19 protein-coding genes and 3 pseudogenes are annotated in these 23920 nt (G+C 67.8%); 13 read left to right on the top strand and 9 right to left on the bottom strand.

All coding sequences use genetic code 11. The features are described from left to right. Positions 1-556: 556 nt before the first annotated feature. Positions 557-2434 (bottom strand): alpha/beta hydrolase, encoded by a 1878-nt coding sequence (locus BFF76_RS25570; RefSeq protein WP_107418488.1) that lies wholly within the window; start codon positions 2432-2434, stop codon positions 557-559. After that, positions 2431-2817 carry a hypothetical protein gene (locus BFF76_RS25565; RefSeq protein WP_381822000.1) on the bottom strand — a complete coding sequence of 129 codons (387 nt, stop codon included), beginning with the start codon at positions 2815-2817 and terminating at the stop codon, positions 2431-2433. The genes BFF76_RS25570 and BFF76_RS25565 overlap by 4 nt, the downstream gene beginning before the upstream one ends. A 222-nt stretch (positions 2818-3039) precedes the next feature. Here BFF76_RS25565 and BFF76_RS25560 point away from each other — a divergent pair, with 222 nt between their 5' ends. Beyond that, a complete protein-coding gene (locus tag BFF76_RS25560) occupies positions 3040-4617 on the top strand; it encodes an adenosine deaminase family protein (protein WP_079122488.1) in 1578 nt (525 codons plus the stop codon). Here the strand turns inward: BFF76_RS25560 and BFF76_RS25555 are convergent. After that, positions 4605-5057: pseudogene (locus BFF76_RS25555) on the bottom strand (ATP-binding protein); the annotation flags it as partial. The gene BFF76_RS25560 and the pseudogene BFF76_RS25555 sit on opposite strands and share 13 nt — an antisense overlap. Positions 5058-5098: 41 nt before the next feature. Between BFF76_RS25555 and BFF76_RS25550 the strand changes: the two are divergent. Both BFF76_RS25550 and BFF76_RS25545 read left to right on the top strand, forming a co-directional pair. Beyond that, positions 5099-5287: a Scr1 family TA system antitoxin-like transcriptional regulator gene (locus BFF76_RS25550; protein ID WP_053930700.1), complete on the top strand. Its 189-nt coding sequence runs from the start codon at positions 5099-5101 to the stop codon at positions 5285-5287. A gap of 11 nt (positions 5288-5298) precedes the next feature. Beyond that, a complete protein-coding gene (locus BFF76_RS25545) occupies positions 5299-5487 on the top strand; it encodes a DUF397 domain-containing protein (protein ID WP_053930701.1) in 189 nt (62 codons plus the stop codon). A 140-nt stretch (positions 5488-5627) separates the two neighbouring features. Here BFF76_RS25545 and BFF76_RS31680 read toward each other — a convergent pair whose 3' ends face one another. Both BFF76_RS31680 and BFF76_RS25540 read right to left on the bottom strand, forming a co-directional pair. Then, a complete protein-coding gene (locus BFF76_RS31680) occupies positions 5628-6107 on the bottom strand; it encodes a hypothetical protein (protein ID WP_234316746.1) in 480 nt (159 codons plus the stop codon). Positions 6108-6199: 92 nt separating this feature from the next. Next, on the bottom strand, positions 6200-7999 hold the full coding sequence (locus tag BFF76_RS25540) for an alpha/beta hydrolase (protein WP_065849139.1): 1800 nt from the start codon (positions 7997-7999) through the stop codon (positions 6200-6202). 891 nt (positions 8000-8890) lie between these two features. Between BFF76_RS25540 and BFF76_RS25535 the strand changes: the two genes are divergently transcribed. Continuing rightward, positions 8891-9130 (top strand): DUF397 domain-containing protein, encoded by a 240-nt coding sequence (locus tag BFF76_RS25535; protein WP_065849138.1) that lies wholly within the window; start codon positions 8891-8893, stop codon positions 9128-9130. A gap of 22 nt (positions 9131-9152) precedes the next feature. Here BFF76_RS25535 and BFF76_RS32750 read toward each other — a convergent pair whose 3' ends face one another. From BFF76_RS32750 to BFF76_RS25520, 4 genes and pseudogenes are all read right to left on the bottom strand, one after another. Next, a complete protein-coding gene (locus BFF76_RS32750) occupies positions 9153-9764 on the bottom strand; it encodes a hypothetical protein (protein ID WP_141695656.1) in 612 nt (203 codons plus the stop codon). Between the two features lie 80 nt (positions 9765-9844). After that, the gene (locus BFF76_RS25525; protein WP_031093633.1) at positions 9845-10258 is read right to left on the bottom strand and encodes a hypothetical protein; all 414 of its coding nucleotides are present in this window, start codon (positions 10256-10258) and stop codon (positions 9845-9847) included. 184 nt (positions 10259-10442) lie between these two features. Then, positions 10443-10634: pseudogene (locus BFF76_RS34745) on the bottom strand (DUF6333 family protein); the annotation flags it as partial. A gap of 39 nt (positions 10635-10673) precedes the next feature. Continuing rightward, the gene (locus tag BFF76_RS25520) at positions 10674-12947 is read right to left on the bottom strand and encodes an ATP-binding cassette domain-containing protein (RefSeq protein ID WP_065849136.1); all 2274 of its coding nucleotides are present in this window, start codon (positions 12945-12947) and stop codon (positions 10674-10676) included. A gap of 137 nt (positions 12948-13084) precedes the next feature. On the opposite strand from BFF76_RS25520, the gene BFF76_RS25515 reads away from it, so the two are divergent. The 9 genes and pseudogenes from BFF76_RS25515 to BFF76_RS25475 form a co-directional block, all read left to right on the top strand. After that, positions 13085-15655, top strand: coding sequence for a polysaccharide lyase family 8 super-sandwich domain-containing protein (locus tag BFF76_RS25515; protein WP_065849142.1), 2571 nt, complete (start codon positions 13085-13087; stop codon positions 15653-15655). Between the two features lie 60 nt (positions 15656-15715). Further along, on the top strand, positions 15716-16312 hold the full coding sequence (locus tag BFF76_RS25510; protein WP_053930705.1) for a GNAT family N-acetyltransferase: 597 nt from the start codon (positions 15716-15718) through the stop codon (positions 16310-16312). After that, complete coding sequence (locus tag BFF76_RS25505) at positions 16309-17211, top strand: aldo/keto reductase (RefSeq protein ID WP_031093642.1); 903 nt, start codon at positions 16309-16311, stop codon at positions 17209-17211. Before BFF76_RS25510 ends, BFF76_RS25505 begins: the two co-directional genes overlap by 4 nt. A 531-nt stretch (positions 17212-17742) precedes the next feature. Next, positions 17743-18051: a hypothetical protein gene (locus BFF76_RS25500; RefSeq protein ID WP_015610155.1), complete on the top strand. Its 309-nt coding sequence runs from the start codon at positions 17743-17745 to the stop codon at positions 18049-18051. Between the two features lie 181 nt (positions 18052-18232). Continuing rightward, positions 18233-19099: a DUF8175 domain-containg protein gene (locus BFF76_RS25495; RefSeq protein WP_053930706.1), complete on the top strand. Its 867-nt coding sequence runs from the start codon at positions 18233-18235 to the stop codon at positions 19097-19099. Further along, positions 19089-20420: a hypothetical protein gene (locus BFF76_RS25490; RefSeq protein ID WP_053930707.1), complete on the top strand. Its 1332-nt coding sequence runs from the start codon at positions 19089-19091 to the stop codon at positions 20418-20420. Before BFF76_RS25495 ends, BFF76_RS25490 begins: the two co-directional genes overlap by 11 nt. Further along, entirely contained in the window at positions 20417-21967 is a 1551-nt protein-coding gene (locus tag BFF76_RS25485; protein WP_065849135.1) for an SCO6880 family protein, read from the top strand. Before BFF76_RS25490 ends, BFF76_RS25485 begins: the two co-directional genes overlap by 4 nt. An 18-nt stretch (positions 21968-21985) precedes the next feature. After that, a complete protein-coding gene (locus BFF76_RS25480) occupies positions 21986-23404 on the top strand; it encodes an ATP-binding protein (protein ID WP_065849134.1) in 1419 nt (472 codons plus the stop codon). Between the two features lies 1 nt (position 23405). Beyond that, positions 23406-23920: pseudogene (locus BFF76_RS25475) on the top strand (type VI secretion protein); the annotation flags it as partial.

The raw sequence follows: 23920 nt of genomic DNA, 5'->3' as shown, positions 1-23920 counted from the left end.
GGTCAGGGGGCGCCGGCTGACCAGAAAGGTGAGCGGATGCTGGGGCGGGGGGTGGGTTCGCCCACACGGCTCGCGTTCCCGGGTGGCGTACTCGGCGGGGCCACCTGAGACTTCTCAACGCACGGCGTCGCGACCTCGAAGAAGGCTTGCCCGCCTCCACCGATGAGAAGCCTCACGCGAAACCCGTCCGTCGTCTCGAAGTAGGTCGCAGGGCTCTTGACGCTTGGGTTCACACCGAGCTGACGGTATCCAGCCTCTTTCCAACCACGCTCCACGACACCGAGGAAACCACCGCGCCGCTGCTCCGAAATCACTGTGAGGACAGCGCGCCTGCGTGAAACGTCACAACCCCCCTCGGTCGACTGCCCGTGCACCCACTCCACAGGCGGCTTGATACCAGCGAACGTCTCATCGAGAATGGCGTCTGCCCTGTCTGCCGCTTCCTGCATGTTCATACGTCCACCATCATCCTCACCGCCTGATTCCACCGATCGATCCACCGAGGCACACCCCGCGCTCACAAGGATGGCTACCAGAATCGCGGAACTGTGAACTTTCACCTGGGGCGCTCCCGTACAATGTCTTCGGATTTACCCGAAACGATGCGCGAAATATTGTCTGACGACATCTGATCCTTCGTCGGATGAAAGTAGTTGGAGTGGGCCTCCATGAGTCCGTGTCCGCGCTGCACCGGCTCGGGTCCCTCACTGACTGCAAATCGATTTGCCCCGAAATCTTGATGTGCAGGATCAGTACCGAACCACACGTCACTTTCCTTGGACTGCGCGCCCTGCGCGAGATATCCAACTGCGCCTCCAGCGGCTCCGCCGACGGCACCGCCCACTACAGCACCTGCGGGGCCCAGACTCGCACCAAGGGCGAAGCCGGCCGAGGCCCCACCCGCGATACCGCTTCCCAGGCCACTGGCCTCTCGACTGTTGGGCAACTTCGTCACCGAGTCGTTCTCAGCCGCTCCGACGAAAACATGTTCGGGCCCCACCCCGAGTTCATCTGCAGTCCGCGCACCCGTTCCAGGGCTGCCCACCAAGATGATGTCATCGGCCCCAGGGATTCCGCCCCTTTCCTGAGCGGCAAGGCCGACCGCAAGCGAACCATAGGAATGGCCAATCGCCGTGACGTGCGGGTCATCATTTTGATTGGTCGCGGACAGCCCCGTCATGAATTCGTTGTATTCATGCGCCCCGGATCTTGCCGCCCCCTCACCGGCTACGTCCAAACTCCCGGCCGCATCGTTGAGTGCGACCTGAGGAGCATCGTATCCAAGCCACACAATAGAGGCGGTTGACGAATCGGGGTTCATCTCTGCTGCCCCAATTGCCGTATCCCGGGCCCGTTTGAGGTCACCCTCCGCGAAATCCCTGTCCAACGACGTCCCCAGCCCCGGCACGTAAGCCGCCACATTCTTCGCCGTATCAGGGTTCCCGAACGAGACGATCGCCCGACCGTTCCCCTCGTCCCCAATGCCGAGGAGAAACATCGGCGGCTGCGTCCCCGCCCCCAACTGCCGGTCGATCTCCCGCAGCCCCGCCAACTGCGTCATCGACCTCTCGTCGTCCCGCCCTTCCAGCTTGCCGATCAGCAACTGCAGGTTGTCCCGGTTGGCCGCGTCCCGGACCAGTGCCGAGATGCCGTCCAAGTTGCCGATCCGGTCCGGGTACACCGCGAGGTACTCCTCGCGTTGTTCCTGGGTCAGCCCCGCCCACCAGTCCCGCCGCTCCGCCGGAGACGCATCGTGCGGGATGGCGTCCTCGAGGTACGCCGCCGCCGCGTCACGGACCTCCGCCGCGTCGCCCGCCGCGTCCTTCCACGTGGAGTCGGGGACCTTCAGGCCCTCCTCCGCCTTCAGCCGGCGCAGGATGCCCGCATACCGCCAGTCGATCTCGGCCGCCGCCCGAACCGCCCCGGTCACCCGATCCGCGATGTCCTGCGCCTTGGCCGCGTTGGGGTTCGGCGCGACCAGGCCCGAGGGCGGCACCAGCCCCGGAAGCCCGCTCGACGCCGCCGTGCCGCCCCGCAGCGGTGCGCCCCCGATCAGCCCTTCGCCGCCCGCCGGGTACGACACCGTCCCGTCCGCGTGCACGGTGAACCTCAGCGCGGCCGCGTCGTCGAGCGCCTCCCTCAGCGCCCGCTGCTGGGTCTTCATCTCATGCGCCAGGGAGTTCAGCGTCGTGCGGACGAGCCCGCACTCGGTGTACACGTACTGGAAGTTCCGGCCCAGCTGCCGCAGCCGTGCGACCGCCGCCTGCGCCGCCTCTCCCTCCTGCGTGTCACGGAGCCCGGTGAGCATTTGCCGCTCGATGCGGTCCCGCGCCGCGTCGGCCCGGTTGCTGGACTTGCCCCATCCGTCGGCAGCGCCCTCCAGCTCGGCGCACTTCAGATCCCGTAACTGCGCCCAGGTCAGGGTCGGCGTCACCGTGCGTCGCCTTCGCACGGCAGCACCGCGGCGAAGGACGATCTGACGGCCTCGTTCGTCGCGCCCTGTGTACGTGCGACATCCCGCAGTTTGGCCGCCAGGCTGCCGCACTCGCCCTGCGCCGCCTGGATCCGCCGCTCCCAGGACTCCCGTACGGCCGCCAGCTCGGCCAGAGCCGTCAGCCGGCCAGCCCCCGCCATGAGCCCCTGGTGCGCCAAACCCAACTCGCCGCGCACCGGACCCAGCTGGGTCACCAGCTCGTCCGCTCCGGCGGCGGCCCGCAGCCACGGCCCGTCGCTGTGCTTCAGCCGCTGACCGCAGTCACCCCCGCCCGACGGCACCGCCGGATCACTCAGCCCTCGCACCACAGTCACAGCGCTCACCCCGTTCGTCCGTCACGGAGCGGCACTGTGCCAAACGCCACGTACCCGACACGCCGGTCTAACCCGCGTCGTGAGCCCGCACCCCTGCCCCCGCAAGGAACGCCCAACAGCGACATCACCCGAACGGGCACGGCGGGCCGAGGCGGTCGTTTTCCCCCGGACGGATGGTTTACGAAGGACTGTCCACGCGCTCCGGGGCGAGGCGGGACTCTCTTCGTGATCATGCGATACGTGATCTCCGTACAGCACAACTCATCGCGGGCCCGAAGGTTGTTGACGGCCGCAGGCCTCGCTGCGGCGGCCCTCGCCGCGTCCCTGCCCGCCGATACGCCGGCCCGTGCGGCAACGTCCGCCTCCGTACCGCCGCCCCGGACGGCCACTGCCGCCGAGGCCCGCACCGCCGCCTGGCTGGACACCCACCCGAAGGAGGCAGCCCGGTTCTTCCGGGACCTGCCCAAGGGAGGTGACTCGCACAATCACCTCTCCGGCGCGGTACGGACGGAATACCTCATCCAGCTCGCGGCCGACGACGGTCTCTGCATCGACGCCACGAGGACCGCAGTCGCCCCACCGTGCGCCACCGGCACCCGTCCGGCTGCCGACGCCCTCACGGATGCCGGCTTCCGTCGCGAGATCGTCCGGGCCTGGTCCATGCAGGACTTCCCTCAGGGCGAGTCAGGCCACGACCACTTCTTCGCCACGTTCGGAAAGTTCGGCGCCGCCACATCGCACCGCGGGAAGATGCTGGCCGATGTGGCGCGCACCGCGGCGGCGCAGAACCAGACCTATCTGGAGACGATGGTCAGTCCCGCCTCGGCAGGAGCCCGGCAGTTGGCGACGGACGTAGGCTGGGATGCCGACCTGACAGCCCTGCACCGCAAGCTCCTGGCCCGTGGCCGGCTGGACCAGCTCGTAACGGACGCGAAGCGCGAAGCCGACACCGCTGACGCCGAGTTCAGCGAGGCCGCGCACTGCGCGGCCGCCACCCCCTCCCGTGCGTGCGGGATCACCGTGCGCTGGGTCTCCCAGGTGTCACGCAACAGCGCCCCGGAACGCGTCTTCACCCAGATCGCCCTGGGCCTCCGCCTGGCCGAACGCGATCAGCGGTTCGTCGCCGTCAACCTGGTCCAGCCGGAGGACGGTGAGATCTCCCTGCGGGACTACCGCCTGCACATGCGCATGCTGAACTACCTGCACGGTGTCTATCCCCGCGCCCACATCACCCTGCACGCCGGCGAACTCGTCCCCGGCCTCGTGAAGCCCGAGGACCTCACCTTCCACATCGACGACGCCGTGCGCACGGGCCAAGCCGAACGCATCGGCCACGGCGTCGACCTCACACATGAGGACGACTGGCGGCGCCTGGCGCGCGACATGGCGCGCCGGCAGATCGCCGTCGAGGTGCCGCTCACCAGTAACGCGCAGATCCTCCAGGTCGAGGGCGACGAGCACCCGTTCCCCGTCTACCGGAAGTACGGGGTCCCGGTGGTGCTCTCCACCGACGACCCCGGGGTGTCACGCGGCGACATCGGCCAGGAGTACCGCCGTGCCGCCCGCACCTACGGACTCGGCTACCCGGAGCTGAAGGACCTGGCCCGGGCATCCCTGGAGTACGCCTTCCTGCCGGGCCGCAGCCTGTGGCGCCCGGACCCCGTACGCCAGGGCTTCCGCCCGGTCCAGGAGTGCCAGGCACCGCAGTCGGCCCGCTGCGCCCGACTGCTGGCCAACAGCCCGAAGGCCCGCCTGGAATGGCGCCAGGAACAGTCCTTCCGCACCTTCGAGTCCCGCTACACGGCCTGATCCTGCCCAGCCCGATCACGAGTGGGCGGGACGGTGCACTCGACCCACAGCACCTTCCCGCCCTGCCCAGGCAGCCCGCCCCTGATCGGGTACGCGCCCCAGCTCTCCGCACACTCCCGTACGAGCTGCAGCCCGCGCCCCCGCTCGGCCAGGACGCACGATTCCTCCATGACGCCGCCGCCGAACGGAGCCGGGATCTCCGGATTGCTGTCCCACACCCCGACCCGCACCCGGTTCCTGCCCGCGCCGCGCAGCCGGAGCGAGTACGAGCCCGAGGAGTGCCTGTACGCGTTGGTGACCAGCTCGCTCGCCAGCAGTTCGGCTGTGTCGATGAGGTCCCACATCCCGTGCACCAGGAGCACGGTCCGCAGAGTCTCCCGGGCGATACCGGGCCCACGGGGATCCTGCGGAAGTTGGAGGGTGTACGCCCAGGGCGGCGTTCCCCTTCTCCGCTACGTACTACCCGGGGTCAGACCAATCCGTGTATTACGTAAAAGGCCCGGTCCCCACTCTCGACACCGCTCAGCTCGACCAGTCCCACGGCCCGGTGTTCATCGACTCCGAGACCCAACTGGCCCAGTACCGGCTCCTGCTCGAACGGCTCGATGCTGCCGCGCTGCCGCCGGAGCAGTCACGAGATCTCATTCACGGCATCGCCCAGGAACTGTAAGGAGAACGAAGATGATCACCAGGGACTGGCAGAAGTCCTCCTACTGCGCGCAAGGAGAAGCCTGCATACACGTCGCCACCGACCAGGATTCCGTCGCCCTCACCGAGAGCAGCGACCCCGGCGGCGCGATACTCCGGACCAGTGCGCCGGCCTGGGCCGCCCTCATCCGCGCCGTGAAGGAATCCCGAGCCCGTTGCTGACCACCCCGCCGACCTCACCTGGACCCGCGCCGCCCCCGAGGACGCAGAGGGCCCCGGCCCCTGGATCGAAATCACGGGCTCCGTCTCGCCGGAGACATATCGGCTGCAGACTCCAGCAGGGGCACCCGCGCGTAGTAGCGTCAACTTTCCTTCGGCACAGGCGACGAAACTGGGGTGCCTGCAGACCAGAAATCGGACCGAACATTGGGACGGGGGATCTCGACACCCTCGTAGGCGGGACCGTTGGGCTTTGCCGTAGGCGCGGCTACCTCAGATTCGTCCACGCAAGGGGTGTTGACCTCAAAACGCGCCTGGCCTTTGTCTGCAATCACCAGCGAAATACCAAATCCCTCAGGCGATTTAGCGAAAAGAGCAGGGAATTGATCGTCACTCCTTACCGAGTAAATATCGTAGCCACTCTTCTTCCAAAAACGCTCCACCACACCCAGGAAACTCCCGCGCCGCTGCTCAGAGATAACCGTTAGAACAGTCCGTCGACGAGTCACGTCGCAACTCCCGGACGAGTTCTGGTCGTGAGCCCACTGAACCTGTGGGTTAATTGCCTCCAGCGTCATATCCAGCATAGTGTCCGAATACTCCGCCGCCTCCTGCATATCCATGCTACTCGCAGCCCTTTCCTCGTTCGACATCTCGCACCCGGTGAGTGAAATGACTGCAAACGCAAGGCCCAGAGCCCACCGCGCACCAGCAGTCATCGCCACCCCTCCGTCTTAATGCGATCGGGGTGCCCCGCAACGATCAGAGCGATGTTTTCTGCCGACACTTTGTCCTTCTCCGGCGTGAAGTACTGAGAGTGGGCGTCGAAGCCACCCGCGTCAAGGACTGGGCGCGGGCCGTCGTCGACTTCGAAACGCCGGGCACCGAAAGCCTCGCTGGCGGGATCCTTGCCAAAGTAGACATCATCGTCCCCCTGGTCGGCGATATCACCCGCGGCGTATGCAACGAAAGGACCTCCGGCCATCGCCAGAACACCCACACCGCTTTGCTGCTTAGATGGCAGATGGGTCACGGGATCGTTGTCAGCTGCTCCGACGAAAACGTGCTCCTTGCCCACGCCGAGGTCCTCCGCCTTGTCGACGCCCACGCCTGGACTACCAAGCAGGACGATGTCGTCAGCGGCCGGAATGCCGCCGTCCTGCCTTGCCGCTGTACCGACGGTGAGCGAGCCATAGGAATGGCCAATTGCGGTCACATGCGGGTCTTTATTCTGATTTGTGACGTCCAAGCCATCCATGAACTGATTGTAGGCGGGAGCTCCCGCCTCTGCGCTGCCAGTACTTGTGACGGTTGCGATATTTGGGGCGTCATAGCCGAGCCAGACAATTGCCGAGCTAGATGAATCATAGCCTCGCGCGCCTACCGCCGTGTCCAAACCCCGTTGCAGGGTATCGTCGACAAAACCCTTGTCCAACTTTGTACCCAAGCCAGGCACATAGGCTGATACATTTCTCGACGTGTCCGGGTTCCCGTACGCCACGATGGCCCGACCGTTCCCTTCGTCGCCGATGCCCAGCAGAAACATCGGAACCTTCGACGGCTCACCCAGTTTCGCTTCGATTCCCCGCAGGGCATCCAGCTTCATCCGGGCATCTTCACCCTCTTTCCCCGCCAGTTCGTCGATGAGAACCGGAAGATAATTCCTGTTCGCCTCGTCTCGTACCGTGGCCGGGATCCCGTCGAGACCGCCTACAAGTTGCGGGGCGACCTCGAGGTACTCCTGCTGTCGTTCCTTGGTCAGTCCTTCCCACCACTCCTTGCGCTCCGCAGGCGATTCGTCCCAAGGAATCCCCTGAGCGAGGTACTTGGAGGCGGTCGACCGTACGCTCGCTGTGTCCTGGAAGACGTCGGCCAAGGTTGCCTTGGTGACATCGAGCCCCTTGGCTGCCTTGAGCTTGTTTAGTACCTTCGCGTATCGGTCGTCAATCTCGGTGGCCGACCGCAGCGCACGGGCAATGAGATCTGCAATCGTTTCCGCCTTCGCCGCGTTCGGATTGGGATTGAAGCGGCCCCCGGGTAGACCCGGCCTCTCACTCAGCCCGGGAGCTTCCAGCGGGAGCCTCGCATTGCCCTGCACCGAGCCGCCGGGATGGTCCTGCTTTCCCAGCAGCGTCTCGCCTTCCGCTGCGGGGTAGCTGACCGAACCATCGGCGTGCACAGTGAACTTCAGACTCTCCGCGTCCTCCAGCGCCTGCGCCAGTTGCTTCTGAGGTCCGGCGAGTTCAGCAACCAGACCGTTCAACGCCGTACGAATCAGCCCGGCCTCCGCATGAACGTACTCAAAATTGCGACTCAGCCGCTCGAGCCTCCCGATAGCCGCCCGCGCCGAGTCACTCTCCTGAGTCTCGCGCAGCTTCGCCGTCATAGCCCTTTCGGTCCTGACACGATCGGCATCTGCCCGCCCCGAGACCTCGTGCCAGCCATCGCCCGCGTCCTCGAACTCCGACCGCTTCAGGTCTCGTAGTCGCTGCCATGTCAGCGTTGCGCCGGTCACCGGTGATCACCCTTGCCTGGATCCACCGAGTTGAAGGACTTGTCCACAGAAGTCTCCGTCTCGCCCATCTCCTTGGCGACTTTCGACAAAGCGCCTTCCAGGTAGTGACACTCACCGCGTACAGCGACAAGCCGTTCGTCCCAGGAATCCAGCACAGCGGTCAGCGCCGCAACGGATGCAAGCCCCAACGCGCCAGTGGCAACACCTTCGTGCGCTGGGCGAAGGCGACTTCGGCTCGTCTGTGCGTTGGTCCGCAGCGTGGCGGCAGTTCCGGATGCGCTGGTCCACGGTCCGCCGCTGTGCTTCAGGCCGTCCTTACCCCCACTCGCTCCTGAACTGCTTTCCGAGGAGTCAGTCGTGACCCCGGCGAGGGACATCCGCGCCCCAGGCCCGCCTGCCGCTTCGGCCTTCAACTGTTCCCATTCGTCCCAAGCCACCTGCAACCCAGCCCCGCCCACTTCTCAAAACGCGGGTGCTCCGCGCTGTCACATGGACGCTAGCGCACCAACCTCCCTCATAACGACTTGCAATTAAGGGCGTTGGCAATGAGACATCGGACGCCGTAGCATCCGCAGTGTGGGTTAACAAGGGTCGAGATCCTCAGGTTTACCGGTACCAGCTACCACACGAAGGGCTTCAGGCTTCCGGGCTGTTGACGGTGCAAGCCTGAGAACTCACCCACGAGAATATTCAGCACCTTGAGGGGACGTAGATAATTACGCCAGATTGGCTGAAATCCTTGTTCTGCAGCCAGAGGTATCCCGCATGTATGGCGCCGCACACCATGGCGCTGTCCGCCTGGCCAAAAATGTCGACCCGACAACGCCGTGATTCACATCACGCGGGCGGCCTGGGCCGCCCTCATCCGCGCCGTGAAGGAATCCCGAGCCCGTGGCTGACCACCCCGCCGACCTCACCTGGACCCGCGCCGCCCCCGAGGAGGCTGAGGGCCCCGGCCCCTGGATCGAGATCGCGTTCGGTCCCGGCGGGCTCGTGTATCTCCGTGAGACCGGTGACCCCGGCACGGTGGTGACCACCACGGCCCAGAAGTGGGAGGCTTTCGCCCAGGGCGTCGTGGCCGGCGAATTCGACCATTTCGCCGAGACGGACGTCACCGCCACGGACGATTGACTCTCAGCGCAGGACCCATCGTTCAGCCGCACTCCAGCGGGTTCATTTCCGAAGCGACGATCGGGTCGGTGGCGGAGCCGCTGACCGCGAAGATGCCGCCGGACCTGCTCCAGCGCAGTTCGTACGTGCCTTCGGCCACAGGCCGGTGCATGTCGTCCGCCATCCAGGAACCTGACGGTCGCAAAGCCACTCCGGTGCGGCCCACCGCGTACACCTCGCCGTTGCTGATCTTCAGGAAAGACGTCTCCCGCACCACAGCCACACAACCGTCAGGACCGGCGGGCTGGAGAACTCGGTAATCCGCACCGCCGGTGAGGTCGCTGACTGCCCCGAAAGCACTGCCGAGTCCGGCCACGGCCGCCAGCAGGCCGAGGACGAAGTGGGGCAGGCGCGGCCGAGGTAACGGTGCCCGGTCGGTAGCGAAGCGCCTCCGAGCCTTATGAACACCCGTCAGGACCAGCGAAATGACGAGCAGTGAGGTACTCACCACCCAGGCCGGGATCACATGCCCCCGTACAACCAGGATCAGACTGCTCCAGCCCGCAACGGCTGCAAGGGCCAGCAAGATCGTGGCGCCGACGAAATACGGGGATCGTCGCGTCACGCTGCCGGTCCGACGCTGCTCAGTTTCCATCGGTGCACCCTATGGGCGCGCCGGCGGCACCCGGAGCTCCGGGTGCCGCCCAGCAATGTCAGCTCGTCCAGAAAGACGAGTCAGCAGACCCAGCCCGACTCCGCCGGGAAGTCCGGCGGCCACGGCTTGGACCAGTCGTACAGCGACTCCCGGTCGCCCATCAACTCGTACTCCGCCTCGCGCCAGCTCGGAATACTCCCGATGACGAAGCTGCCTCCGTCAGGGTCCAGCATCCAGGTGTACTCGGCATCGGATGGGTCCAACCCGTGCCGTTCCTTCAACACGGCGAACTCCTCGGAACTGGCGCGCCGGATGTGGAGCCCGTTTCTGTAGTAGGGCTCAAGCAGCATCAGCTCCACATGCCCGATGTAGATCTCGATGCGTGTGGTGGTCCGGTCGACCAATGTGGCTTCGCTCTGCAGGAAGAGCTGTCGGTGGGACGGATTGAACCCAACGACCCGGAACAGCCTTCCCGTGCGGATGAAATCGGTCATGGTCGAAACTCTCTCCTGATCGAGACACCGGCTCCCCGTTGGCCGACTTGAAGCGCTCGAGGTGGACCTCTTGCCGCCGTGGCGCCACTGGGTCGACGATCATGCGCGCTGCCTCAGTCTGACTGCTGCGCGGAGGCTCGGGTGCAACCCGAGGTGAACCACGATGGCTTTGTTCCGTCAGGTCCGTAGCGGCGTGGGTGTGGCGGACGGTGAACACCGACGTCCTCACCCTCCTGCGCTTCCACGGGCGATGGGCGCCGAGGATCAGCTCCCCGAGGCCGCCCCAGTACGTCGAGGCAGGGTCCCCCGGGTCGTACGCGACATCGGCTTCCTTCGCCTTCTGCGCCGTGACCCCACAGGCTTCCAGGACAGCGCTTGGCCGACCGACAGTGCGGGGCGAGCCCGCAGCGCCCTGTCAGCCTCCGACGTACTCCCGCAGGTGCTGCGCGGTGAGGGTGCTCCCGTCGGCGACCAGGTCCGCGGGCGTCCCCTCGAAGACCACGCGGCCGCCGTCGTGCCCGGCTCCGGGGCCGAGGTCGACGATCCAGTCCGCATGAGCCATCACCGCCTGGTGGTGTTCGATGACGATCACCGTGTTGCCCGCGTCCACCAGCCGGTCGAGCAGCGCGAGCAGCTGGTCCACGTCGGCCATGTGCAGACCGGTGGTCGGCTCGTCGAGGACGTACGTCGCGGCCTTCTCCGCCATGTGGATGGCGAGCTTGAGACGCTGGCGCTCGCCACCGGACAGGGTGTTCAGCGGCTGCCCCAGCCGGAGATAGCCGAGCCCGACATCGCGCAGCCGTCCGAGGATGGCGCGCGCCTGGCCGGAGGTGAAGAAGTCGTAGGCCTCCGCCACCGACATCCCCAGTACCTCGCTGATGTTCTTGCCGCGCAGGGTGTAGGTGAGCACTTCGGGTGTGAACCGCTTCCCCTGGCACTCCTCGCACACCGACGCGACCCCGGCCATCATGGCGAGGTCGGTGTAGACCAGCCCGAGGCCGTTGCACTTGGGGCAGGCGCCCTCCGAGTTGGCGCTGAAGAGCGCCGCCTTGACCCCGTTGGCCTTGGCGAAGGCCGTGCGGATCGGGCTGAGCAGACCGGTGTACGTCGCCGGGTTCGAGCGGCGCGAGCCGCGGATGGGCGTCTGGTCGGCGACCACCACTCCCTGCCCCGCGGGCAGGCTCCCGTGGATGAGCGAGCTCTTGCCCGACCCCGCGACACCGGTGACGACGGTGAGCACCCCGAGCGGGATGTCGACGGTCACGTCCTGGAGGTTGTGCAGGTCCGCACCCTCGATGGACAACTGCCCGGTCGGCTTCCGCACCTCGTCCCGCAGCCGCGCCCGGTGCTCGAGATGGCGTCCCGTCAGGGTGCCCGAGGCGCGCAGCCCCGCGACGTCCCCGCTGAAGCAGATCCGCCCACCGTCCGTCCCCGCGCCCGGCCCGAGGTCGACGACGTGGTCGGCGATCGCGATCACCTCGGGCTTGTGCTCGACGACGAGCACGGTGTTCCCCTTGTCGCGCAGGCGCAGCAGCAGGTCGTTCATGCGCCGGATGTCGTGGGGGTGGAGCCCGCTGGTGGGCTCGTCGAAGACATACGTGACATCCGACAGGCTGGATCCGAGATGCCGCACCATCTTCACCCGCTGCGCCTCACCACCCGAGAGCGTTCCGGCGGGCCGGTCCAGGCTGAGATAGCCGAGGCCGATCTCGACGAGTGAGTCCAGCAGGTCCCTCAGTCCGGCCAGCAGCGGCGCCACACCCGGATCGTCGATCCTCCGTATGAACACGGCCAGATCGCTGATCTGCATCGTGGAGCACTCCGCGATGTTCACCCCGTCGATCCTGGACGACAGGGCGGCGGCCGTCAGCCGCGTCCCCCCGCAGCCGGGGCACTCGCCGAAGACCACGGCCCGGTCCACGAAGGCGCGGATGTGGGACTGCATGGCGTCGCGGTCCTTGCTGAGCATGGTCCGCTGGACCTTCTGGACGAGGCCCTCGTAGGTGACGTGGTTGCTGTCCATCTTCACCTTGGTCTGCGGCTTGTGGAGGAAGTCGGCCCACTCCTGCTCCGTGAAGTCCTTGAGCTTCTTGTCCGGGTCGTAGAAACCTGACCGGGCCATGACCTGCCAGTACCAGGAGTCGACCGCGAAGTGGGGCACGGTGATGGCGCCCTCGTTCATCGACTTCTCCCGGTCGACCAGCTGGTCGATGTCGATGTCCGAGATCTGGCCGACGCCCTCGCATCGCGGGCACATGCCCTCCGGCACGTTGAAGCTGAAGGCACTCGACGTCCCGATGTGAGGCGTGCCGAGCCGCGAGAAGACGATCCGCAGCATCGTGTACGCGTCGGTGGCGGTGCCGACGGTCGAGCGGGAGTTGGCCCCCATGCGCTCCTGGTCGACCACGATCGCGGCGCTCAGGTTGTGCAGCGCGTCCACGTCGGGGCGGCCCAGGCTCGGCATGAAGGACTGGACGAAGGCGGTGTACGTCTCGTTGATCAGCCGCTGCGACTCGGCTGCGACGGTGCCGAAGACCAGCGAGGACTTCCCGGACCCGGACACACCGGTGAACACGGTCAGCCGACGCTTCGGAATGTCCAGCGACACGTCGGTGAGGTTGTTCTCGCGGGCACCGCGGACCTGGATGACATCGTGGCCGTCGGCAGAAGCCGTCACAGGAGTCGTCATGCGATCGACCGTAGACGACGGCACTGACACGCAGCGGCCCGTTGACATCGCACCGGCCCGTTGACACCGGTGCGCGCCCGTTGCTTGGCTGGGGTCGAGGTAACAAGCGCTTACGGGACGGACTTTGGAGCGTGCCGGTGGAGCTCTCGCGTCGTACCGCACTGTCCGTGATTCCCGCCGCCGCCCTCTGGACGGTGTCCCAGGCGCTCCGTACGGAGGCAGCCGCCTCTCCGAACACTCCGCCGTCCCCCGGGTCCCCGGAAGAACCCCCGGCCACCCTCCTCAGCAACACCGTCGCCGTCTTCGCCGGCACCACCGAGTCCAACTCCCGCCCCGAGGTCGCCCCCAAACTGGCCTCCCTCCTGGCGACGGCCCACACCCGGCTCACCGCGATGGACGGCGCCGGGCCGGACGAGATCTTCGAAGGCGTCCCCCTCGGCACCAGCGACCCCAACCTGAGCACGTCGTACCAGTACCTCTACGAGATCGCTCTCGCCACCTGTCTCCCCGGCACCGGTGCCTCCGGCCTGTACGGGAACGCGACGGTCCGGCGCCGGGTCGTCGACGCCCTGGCACGGCTCCACGACGACTGGTTCGGCGACCAGTCGAAGGGCTACTACGGCAACTGGTTCCACTGGGAGATCGGGATCCCGGCCCACGCGACCAGAACCCTGATCCTGCTCAGGGACGAGCTCGCGGCACACCGGCCCGATCTCACCGCGACGTACGTCGCCTCCATGGACGCCTACCTGCGCAACGGCAAGGACGGCGACGTCGACCTCGACTCGCGCTTCCACACCGGCGCCAATCTCGCCGACATCACGACGAACCGGATCCTCCAAGGTGCCCTGCTCGGCGACGGAACCCGGATCACCAAGGCCCTCGCCGACCAGCTGACCGTCTTCGCGACGATCGACCCCTACCGCCCGCGCCACGGGGTCACCGACGGTTTCTACGCCGACGGGTCCTTCGTCCAGCACGGCTCCGTCGCGTACACCGGCTCCTACGGCAAGGGACTGCTCACCCGGATCGTCCAGACGGTCAAGATCCTCGACGGCACCGGCTACGTCCCCGACGACAGCCTGGTCGGCGTCGTGCAGGGCTGGGTGGCCGACGGCTTCGCCCCGCTGATCTTCGAGGGCTGGATGATGGAGATCGTCAAGGGGCGCGCGGTCTCACGGACCGGGACGGGGTACGCGGACGTCACAGCCGTCGTGGAGGCCGTCGTCGATCTCTCCGCGCACACGGCCGGCAGCGATGCGGAGGCCCTCGAGAGCTACGTCAAACACATCCGGCAGACCTCGAAGGCGGGCCTCGACCCGACCGCCTTCGTCTCCCCCGTCAGCATCGCCCGCTACGCCGACATCCTGGACTCCCCGGCGCCCGCCCGGGACCTCGTCCCGGCAGCCGCCCACGCCGCGTACAACGCGATGGACCGGACCGTCCACCGCCGGCCCGGCTACGCCTTCGCCCTGGCCCGCAGCTCCGCCCGCGTCAGCATGTACGAGTACATGAGCGGCGAGAACCTGATGCCGTGGTTCCAGGGCGCCGGCGCCCACTACCTGTATCTGTCCGGCGCGGACCAGCGGCAGGCCTACGGCGTCGACTACTTCACCGCTGTCCCGCCCCAACGCCTCGCGGGCGTCACCGCCCCCGCCGAGACGCGCCGCACCGTCCCCGAGCTGTACGGCACCCTCTGGTACGACAACCCCGAGCGCGGTTTCACGTCGTCCTCCGAGTCGCAGAACGCGTACGTCTACTTCCCGCGCGCCACACAGGAGTTCTCCGGCGGAGCCCGCCTCGGCACATACGGTGCGGCCGGTCTCGTGCAGTCCGACGACGCCGCCTATGCCGCGCAGCAGGCAGGCACGCTGCCCGACGACTTCGTCGCCTACCGCGCGGCGGGTGCCACCAGGTCCTGGTTCATGTTCGACGACGAGATCCTCGTGCTGTCGGCCGGTGTGACGGGCCGGGCGGGCCGCGCGGTGACCACGACGGTCGACAGCCGCATCGCCGATCCCTCCTCCCCCGTCGTCGTCACGGGCGGCCTCCGCGACGGGTCGCCCTGGCACAGCACCGGGGCCGCCCCGCCTACCTGGCTGCGGTACGCCGACGAAGGACGGGGGCTCTCCGTCGGGTACGTCTTCCTGTCAGGCCCGCCGCCTGTCGTCGCGCTCGACACGGTCACGCGCAGCCGGCGCCTCGTACGCCTCGCCAACGCGGACACAGCGGTGACCAAGCAGCTCTTCACACTGTCCTACGAGCAGGCCGCCGGTGAGCGGCCCACTTCCATGGCGCACGCCCTCATCCCCAACGCCTCCGCGCGACAACTCGCCGGGTACGCCCATGGCCCGCTCTCCGTGCTGTCCAACACGGACCGCCTGCAGGCCGCGGCACATACGCGCCTGGGCATCACCGCCGCCAACGCCTTCACCGCCGGGACGCACCGGGTGGGGCGTCTCTCGATCGACGGGCCCGCGTCGGTCCTGCTGCGGCGGACAGCGGAAGGCACGTACTCCGTCGCGGTGTCCGACCCCACGACGACACGGGGCACGGTATCCATCACCCTCCACGGCAGACCCCTGAAACACGTCTCGGCCGACGCCGGAGTCCGCGTCCACCGCGTCCCCGGCGGCACCCGTCTCGACGTCACGACCCACCATGCCTACGGCCGCAGCTTCACGGCGACTCTCGCGCGGAGGACCTGAGGGAGCGCACCCCGGCAAAGCGGTTGTCGGGCGTGCCCCGGCCGGGAGAGCATCCCGGGCATGGAAGAGCCCGCTGAACTCCTGAGTCACGGCCAGGTCGAACTGCGCCGCTGGCACGCGAGCGACCTGGATGCCCTGCACGAGGCGATCTCCGGTTCGCTGCACCACCTGATTCCGTGGATGCCCTGGGCCGCGACCTACGACCGACAGCTGGGCCCCGCGTTCCTCGCACGGAACAAGGAAGAGTGGGCGAGCGGGGATGCCTTCGGCTACGCGATCACCACGAACGGCACAGTCATCGGCAGCTGCGGCCTCTACCGCCGGATCGGTGCGGGCGGACTCGACATCGGCTACTGGCTGCACCCTCGGTGGACCGGGCGTGGCCTCGCCACCATGGCCGCGACCGCGCTCGTCGGACAGGGCTTCCGGCTGACGGGCACCGATCGCGTGGAAATCCACCACGATGCCGCCAACCCGGCCAGCGGAGCAGTCGCCCGCCGCCTGGGTTTCACGGAGGCCGAACGGGGCCCCACACCTGAAGGGCCGACCGCCCCGGGTGAAGTGGGGATCGACGTGGTGTGGCGGATCACTGCCGCCCAATGGGCATCGAGAACGACCACGCAGACGGACGAGCGGACGAGCGGAAGAATCCAATGATGCCCTCATCATCCGAAACGATCACCGCAGCGGCTTCCGGCACCTGGAAACTCGGCGACCTGACGGTCAACCGCCTCGGCTTCGGCTCGATGCGTCTAGCCCAGGACGGCACGGCGTTCGCCGACGGGACCTCCAGCGACCGGAACCGCGCCCTGCGCGTCCTGCGCCGCGCCGTCGAGCTCGGTGTGAACCACATCGACACCGCCGCCTTCTACTTCTCGCCGCTGCGGTCCGCCAACGAGCTGATCAACAGCGCGCTCGCCCCGTACGCCGACGACCTGGTCATCACCACCAAGGTCGGCCCCGGCCGGGACCCCTCCGGTGCCTGGGTGTGGGCCACACCGGAGCAGCTGCGCGGTCAGGTCGAGGAGAATCTGCGCCAGCTCGGCCGGGACCACCTGGACGTGGTGAACCTGCGCCTCGCGGTGAGCCAGGCCTCGGCGCCCGTCGCCGAACTCTTCGGCGCCCTGGCCGAACTCCGCGAGGCAGGACTCGTCCGCCACCTCGGCATCTCCAACACCACACCGGAACAGCTCACCGAGGCGCGGGGCATCGCACCCGTGGTCTGCGTACAGAACGCGTACGGCCTCGACTCCCCGGCCGACCACCACGCCTTCCTGCGCGCCTGCGGCGAACAGGGCATCGCATTCGTCCCCTTCTTCGCCATCGCCGGCACGGGGCGCGAAAGGGGCGCCGGCACCGAGCAGGACGACGCGACGCTGACCGTCGCACGCAACCACGGGGCGACGCCCGCGCAGGTGCGACTGGCCTGGACACTCCACCAGGGACCACACGTGCTGGCCATCCCCGGCACCGGCAACCCGGACCACCTCGTCGAGAACGTGGCCGCCGGCGCACTCCGGCTCACCGCCGAGGACCTGGCGCTGCTCGCACGATGACCAGAAGCCCGACATCGCCGTGGCACCGGACCGGACTCGGCGATGGAAGGACGAGCGGTCGTTCGCCCAGAAGACCGGGCACCCCGGGTGCGACTTCAAGCCACCGTCGCACCGGACCACCCCGGATCGGGGACCGGAGCCCGTACGCACTGTCCTGTGTCGAACAGGGCCGTCAGGCCTTCCCCGCACGGGGCCTGACGACACGTCGGCCCGGAGCCACCGGCGCACACAAGGCTCTCGAACAGCGCGTACGAATGCTCCGCGTCCCGTGAGCGCATCAACCGCACCCTGAACCCATGGCCACCGTCGTTGCTAGCCGTCACACCGCGTGATACACAGAGTAACCATGCATATGCAGGCGGATTCCGTTGCTAACCGCAGGTCAGGGCGGCTCCTCCGGTCAAACGTGCGAGATCCGGGTAAAGAGACCCGGGAAGGCGTCGTGCGATGCCGGTTTCATCAGCGAAGATAGAGACCGACCCGTGTCGCACGGCGCGGGCTGCGAACTACCCAACAGGGGCGGTGACTTACATGATCCTGGCAGCGGAAAAGGGCGACATCACCACCATCATCGGCGGAATCGCCCCGAACTGGGGGCCGTTCGGGACCCTGGGCAACGAGGCACGCATCATGATCGAGGTGGTGATGGCGATCGCCATCCTGCTCTGCCTCGGCATCGCGATCTGGGGCGCGGCGAAACAGCGCATCGGCGCGACCGCACTGCGCGACACCTTCAGCGCGGAGCAGGGCAAGGGGCTGATCGTGGCAGGGCTGACCGGCGTCTTCATCATCGGATCGCTGGGCACACTGTTCACGATTGTTTACGGAATGGCTGTCTGACCGGTTGTCAGGCAAGCCTGCCCCCGGGCCGGCCCCGTCCACCCACACCATCCGTCCGTCGTGCCCACCGGCAGAGGTTGCGTCCCCTGATGTCGAGTAACCACACCGCGCCCACGCGGAAACCAGCAGCGCTACCGTCGTACTACGCGGAACTGCACACGGCCGAGGGGGCGTACGCGGCATGAGCCAGGGCGATGAGCGCGGTTACGGCGGCAACGAGGCGGGGAGCCGCTCCGAGGACGCGTACAGCACCCTCGGCGGAACGCGCCAGACACGCACACGGCTGCCCGGCGGCGACGACGGCGACGGCTACGGCCGCCGGCCCACCCGGAACTCCCGCTCGCTGATCACGGTGGTGGGTGTGGTGGTGCTGCTGATCGCGGCGATCGCGTTTGCGAACCAGAGTGGGGGCGGCGCCTCGGACGGCGGCAAGGAGAAGGAATCGGCCGCGGCGGGGGCAGGCCCCACCGCCGCGACGGGCACGAAGCCGGTCACGGGCAAGAACGGCACGATCGCCTCAGGCTTCGCTCATGACGAGCAGGGGGCGCAGAGCGCGGCGGCGAATTACGCGGTGGCGCTGGTCTCTGCCGAGATCCTCCAGCCTGATCGTCGCAGCGAGATTGTGCGTCAGATCTTCGTTGCAGAGCGGGTGAGCGAGCTGGATGCGAGGTTCAATCAGGCCTACGACAAGGCTTTCCTCGACAAGGTCGGCCTGGACGAGAAGGGGAACGCGGCCTCGGGAATGACCTACGTCTCCAGAACCGCACCTGTCGGGACAAAAGCGACCGCCTACACGACCTCCTCCGCCACCGTGGAAGTGTGGTGTACCGGTGTCTTCGGTACGGCTGGCGTCAGCTCGACCAACCCAGTGAGTAACGACTGGTTCACCATGACGCTGGCACTCAGGTGGGCTGATGACGACTGGAAGGTCGACAGCTTTTCCCAGAAGGACGGCCCGGCTCCTGTGAACACCGACCGCACAGCCTCCAATGCCGACGAGATCGCCAAGGCTGTCGAGGAGTACGGAGGGTTCACCTATGCCCGCTAGTTCGCGCCTGGCGCTCAAAACAGGTGCTGTCTTCGCAGGTCTCCAAGCAACACTGGTCATCCTGGCGGCGCGCGCAGCAGCAGCTCCCACACCGACCCCCTCTCCGTCCGATCAGGACAAGTGCGACCTCATCGTTGGCCCCGCCAAGGACTACTGCGAGGGCGAAGCCGGCGGCGGCACCGCCCGCAGCACTCCCCCCACCACCGACGACGCCCTGGACCCCCTGACTTCCCTCGCCCGCGGCTGCGCCGACGCCGCCGCCTACCTCGTGGGCAAGCTCAGCGAGGCCGTCGAGAGCACGGCGACCGTCGACTTCACCAACTCCACCTTCCGCACCCAGTACGCAGTCGTCTTCGCGGCGTCCACCATCCTCACCCTCGTCCTGTGGCTCTTCGCCGTGGCCAAGCGCGCCATCAGGGGCGTGCCGTTCACCACCGCGATCTCCGAAGCCATCGGCTTCCTCTGGCTCACGGTCCTCGCCTCGGCCTTCACCCCGCTCATCCTGTACGTGGTCGTCTCCGCCACCGACGGCGTCACCGAGGTCATCTCCGCCGCGACGGGCGGGCAGACCGATGTGTTCTTCGGTTCGTTCGCCGAAGCGCTCAAGAAGGGCACCGACATCGGCGGCGGGCCGATCATGCTGATCGTCGTGTCGCTCGTGTCGATCCTCGCCGCCGGCATCCTGTGGCTGGAGCTCGTGATCAGGGCCGCCCTGCTCTACGTGGGCGCCCTACTGGGTGTCGTCGTGTACTCCGGGCTCGTCGACAAGAACATGTGGGGCCACGTCCGCCGCTGGGCGGGCATCATGATCGCTGTGATCATGGTGAAGCCGGTCATCGTCATCGTGCTCGGGCTCGCCGGCGCACTCTCCGCGGACGACGGACCCAACGCCTTCTCGGCCGTCGTCTCCGGCCTCGCCATCATCCTGCTGGCCATCTTCGCCTCCGCCATGATCTACCGCTTCGTACCCGGCTTCGGCGACGAGATCCAGGGCGCCCGCACCAACCGCAAGCAGGCAACCGACGGCTCCCAGGCAGCCGCGATGATCAGCTCGCCCGCCGCGCTCGTCTCGCAGGGCATCAAGACCCACAGCGGCCGCAGTGGCGGCGGCGAAGGCGGTGGCGGCGGCGCGCGGCCCTCCAACCCGGTCAGTGGCGGTGTCGCCGCACACAGCTCACGCAACCCGGGAGGAGGGGGCGGCGCCGCGCCCTCACCCCGCAGCGGGTCGGGGCCCACCTCCGGTACCCCCCACGGCACCCGCTCCCCACGAAGCGGTCCAGGCAGCACAGGTAACACGAGCACAGGAGGTGGCGGGCGTTGACGACCCAGTCCCACACGATCGCGCCCCGCCGCACGTATCTCATCGGCCGCGCCCGGCCGAACGCGATCGTCGGCAAGAACCGTGAGACGGGCGAGATCGCGCTGATCATCGCCGGAGCCTTCCTCGGCATGATGAGCGGACTCCTCGTCCCGGTCCTCTCCCTGCGGATCGTGGCACTCATGGGCTTCCCCATGCTCGCCCTGGCCGTCGTGTACGTCCCCTACAAGGGCCGCACCTTCTACAAATGGTTCGAGATCAACCGCAGCTTCAAGCGCACCCTGCGCCGGGGCACGGCCTACCGTTCCGCCGCCATCGAAGCCGGTGTCAGCGCCGACGGGCGCGAGGTGGAGATCGGGCCGCCGCCCGGCATCGGCCGGATCAGCTGGCTCGCCGCCCCGTTCGGCCCCGACGAGATCGCCGTACTCCTGCACGCGGACCGGCGTACGGTCACCGCCGCCATCGAGATCGAGGGCCCAGGGGTCGGCCTGCGCGACAGCGAGGACCAGGAGGCCCTGGTCGACCGCTTCGGCACGCTGCTCAAGCACGTGGCCAACGGCGACGGCTTCGTGACGCGCCTCCAGATGCTGGCCCGCACACTGCCCGCCGACCCGGACGCGCACGCCAAGGACGTCGCCCAGCGCGGTGACAGGTCCGCGCCCGGCTGGCTCCAGGACTCCTACGACCAGCTCCAGTCGATGGTCTCCACCTCCAGCGAGCAGCACCGCGCCTACCTCGTCGCCTGCATGCACTACAGCCGCGACCTGGCCGCCGAGGCCAACGCCATGGCCCGGGCCATGCGGCCCCAGGGCGGCCGCAGGGTCGACCGCGACGCCGGTCTCGCCGTCGTCATGGCACGCGAGCTGACCGACATCTGCGCCCGGCTCGCCGAGGCCGACATCCGGGTCCGCCAGCCGCTCGGCCAGAGCCGGCTGGCCTCACTCGTGCACTCGATGTACGACCCGGACCACCCCATCGACCACATCCAGGCGATGACGAAGCGCAACGCCTGGCCGGCCGAACTCGACGCGGTCGAACCGACGTTCCTGCAGGCCAAGACCCGCGAGTCGACGACCCGCGCCCCCTGGTGCCACTCCACGGCTTGGGTGAAGGAATGGCCGATGACCCCCGTCGGCGTCAACTTCCTCGCCCCTCTCCTCGTCCACACGCCTGATGTGATCCGCACGGTCGCGGTCTGCATGGACCTCGAACCCACCGAGGTCGCCATCGAGCGGATGCTGACGGAGAAGACCAACGACGACGCCGAGGCGAGCCGCCAGGCCAAGATGAACCGCACGGTCGACCCACGCGACATCGCCGCCCACGGCAGGCTCGACCAGCGGGGTGAGGATCTGGCGAGCGGCGCGGCCGGGGTGAATCTCGTGGGGTACATCACCGTGTCGTCCAGGTCCCCCGAGGCGCTCGCCCGCGACAAGCGGACGATCCGCGCCTCGGCCGGCAAGTCGTACCTCAAGCTGGAGTGGTGCGACCGGGAGCACCACCGCGCCTTTGTGAACACCTTGCCGTTCGCCACCGGCATCCGTCGCTAACGAGAGGGCAGTCACGCCATGCGAGATCCGCTGTCCGCGTTGTCGGATGCCTTCACCGCCTTCCTCTTCGGGAACGTGGAGACCACCCGGCTCCCGGTGCGTACGTCGACGGGGCAGGCCCAGGCCGTCTACCTGCCGACCGCCGCGCCCGGCCTCGGCGACTCCGGCGTGATCATCGGGCGTGAGGTGTATTCGGGCAAGGGCTACATCTACGACCCGTTCCAGCTGTACGGACAGCAGCTCCCCGCCCCGCACTGGCTGGTGCTCGGCGAGTCCGGCAACGGCAAGTCGGCGCTGGAGAAGACATACGTCCTGCGCCAGCTCCGCTTCCGGGACCGCCAGGTCGTCGTCCTGGACGCCCAGGGCGAGGACGGCGTGGGCGAGTGGAACCTCATCGCCGAGGAGCTGGGCATCACGCCCATCAGGCTGGACCCCACCGCCGCGCTGAACGACGGGATCCGGCTCAACCCCCTGGACCCCTCGATCACGACGACGGGCCAGCTCGCCCTGCTCCGTACGATCATCGAGGTCGCCATGGGCCACGGCCTCGACGAGCGGTCCGGCTTCGCACTCAAGGTGGCGCACGCCTACGTCAACGACACCATCACCCACCGCCAGCCGGTCCTGATGGACATCGTGGAGCAACTCCGCCACCCCAAGCCGGAGTCCGCCGAAGCGATGAACGTCGACATAGACGACGTACGGGCCTGGGGCCTGGACGTCGCCCTCGTCCTGGACCGGCTCGTCGACGGTGACCTGCGCGGTATGTTCGACGGCCCGACCACGATCGGCATCGACCTCGACGCACCACTGATCGTCTTCGACCTCTCGCACATCGACCGGAACTCCATCGCCATGCCGATCCTCATGGCGATCGTCGGCGTGTGGCTCGAGCACACCTGGATCAGGCCCGACCGGAAGAAGCGCATCTTCCTGGTCGAAGAGGCCTGGCACATCATCAACTCACCCTTCGTCGCCCAGCTCTTCCAGCGCCTGCTGAAATTCGGGCGACGCCTCGGCCTGTCCTTCGTTGCGGTCGTCCACCACCTCAGCGACGTCGTCGACGGAGCCGCGGCGAAGGAGGCGGCAGCCATCCTGAAGATGGCCTCCACCCGCACGATCTACGCCCAGAAGGCCGACGAGGCCAGAGCGACGGGCAAGGTCATCGGTCTGCCCAGATGGGCGGTGGAGATCATCCCGACCCTGACCCCGGGCATCGCCGTATGGGACGTCAACGGCAACGTCCAGGTCGTCAAGCACCTCATCACCGAGGCGGAACGCCCCCTGGTCTTCACCGACCGCGCGATGACCGAGGGCTCAGCAGTGGATCTGCTCCCCGAGGACGTACGGGCCGCGGAGCTGGAGGCGGAGCAGCGGGCGGCGCGGATCGAGCACCAGCAACGGCTGAACGAGTCGTCCGAGTCAACGGTGGCATGACATGGCACGCCAGGCACCACCGGGACCGGGACACGGCGGCGAGCGGCAGGGCGGCATCCCGGACGGCCTGCTGATCGGCCTCCTGGTCTTCCTCTTCGGGCTGATGGTCCTGGCCTGGACGGCCACGGGTCTCGCCGGACTCCTCGCACACGGGGGCTGGCCCGACGGCGTCACCTTCATGCGGACGCCGCTGGCCCTGCGCGCCCTGGCCGTCGAGCCGGCGGACCTGCCGGCCGCCTGGCCGGACACCCCGCCGGGTGCCCTCTCCGGATACGGGCTGTTCTGGGGCCTGCTCATCGGTGAAGTGATGGTGCTGCTGGTCCTGGCCGTGTTCGCGGTGGGCGTGGTGACGCGCTGGCGGCTGGTCCGGAAGCAGAGGAACGCGGCCCCGGCGCCGTACGAGACGGAACAGGACCGCGAACACATCCGCACGGCAGCCGAGGCACCCATGCGCGAAGCGACGCCCGCCGAAGCGCCCCCGTCGCCCACTCCTGCCCCCGCCGAGACGGCCCGGAC

Origin of the sequence: Streptomyces mutomycini, from assembly GCF_001700505.1 — a bacterium.
GTDB lineage: Bacteria > Actinomycetota > Actinomycetes > Streptomycetales > Streptomycetaceae > Streptomyces > Streptomyces mutomycini.
This window is presented reverse-complemented; position numbering and strand designations above follow the sequence as displayed.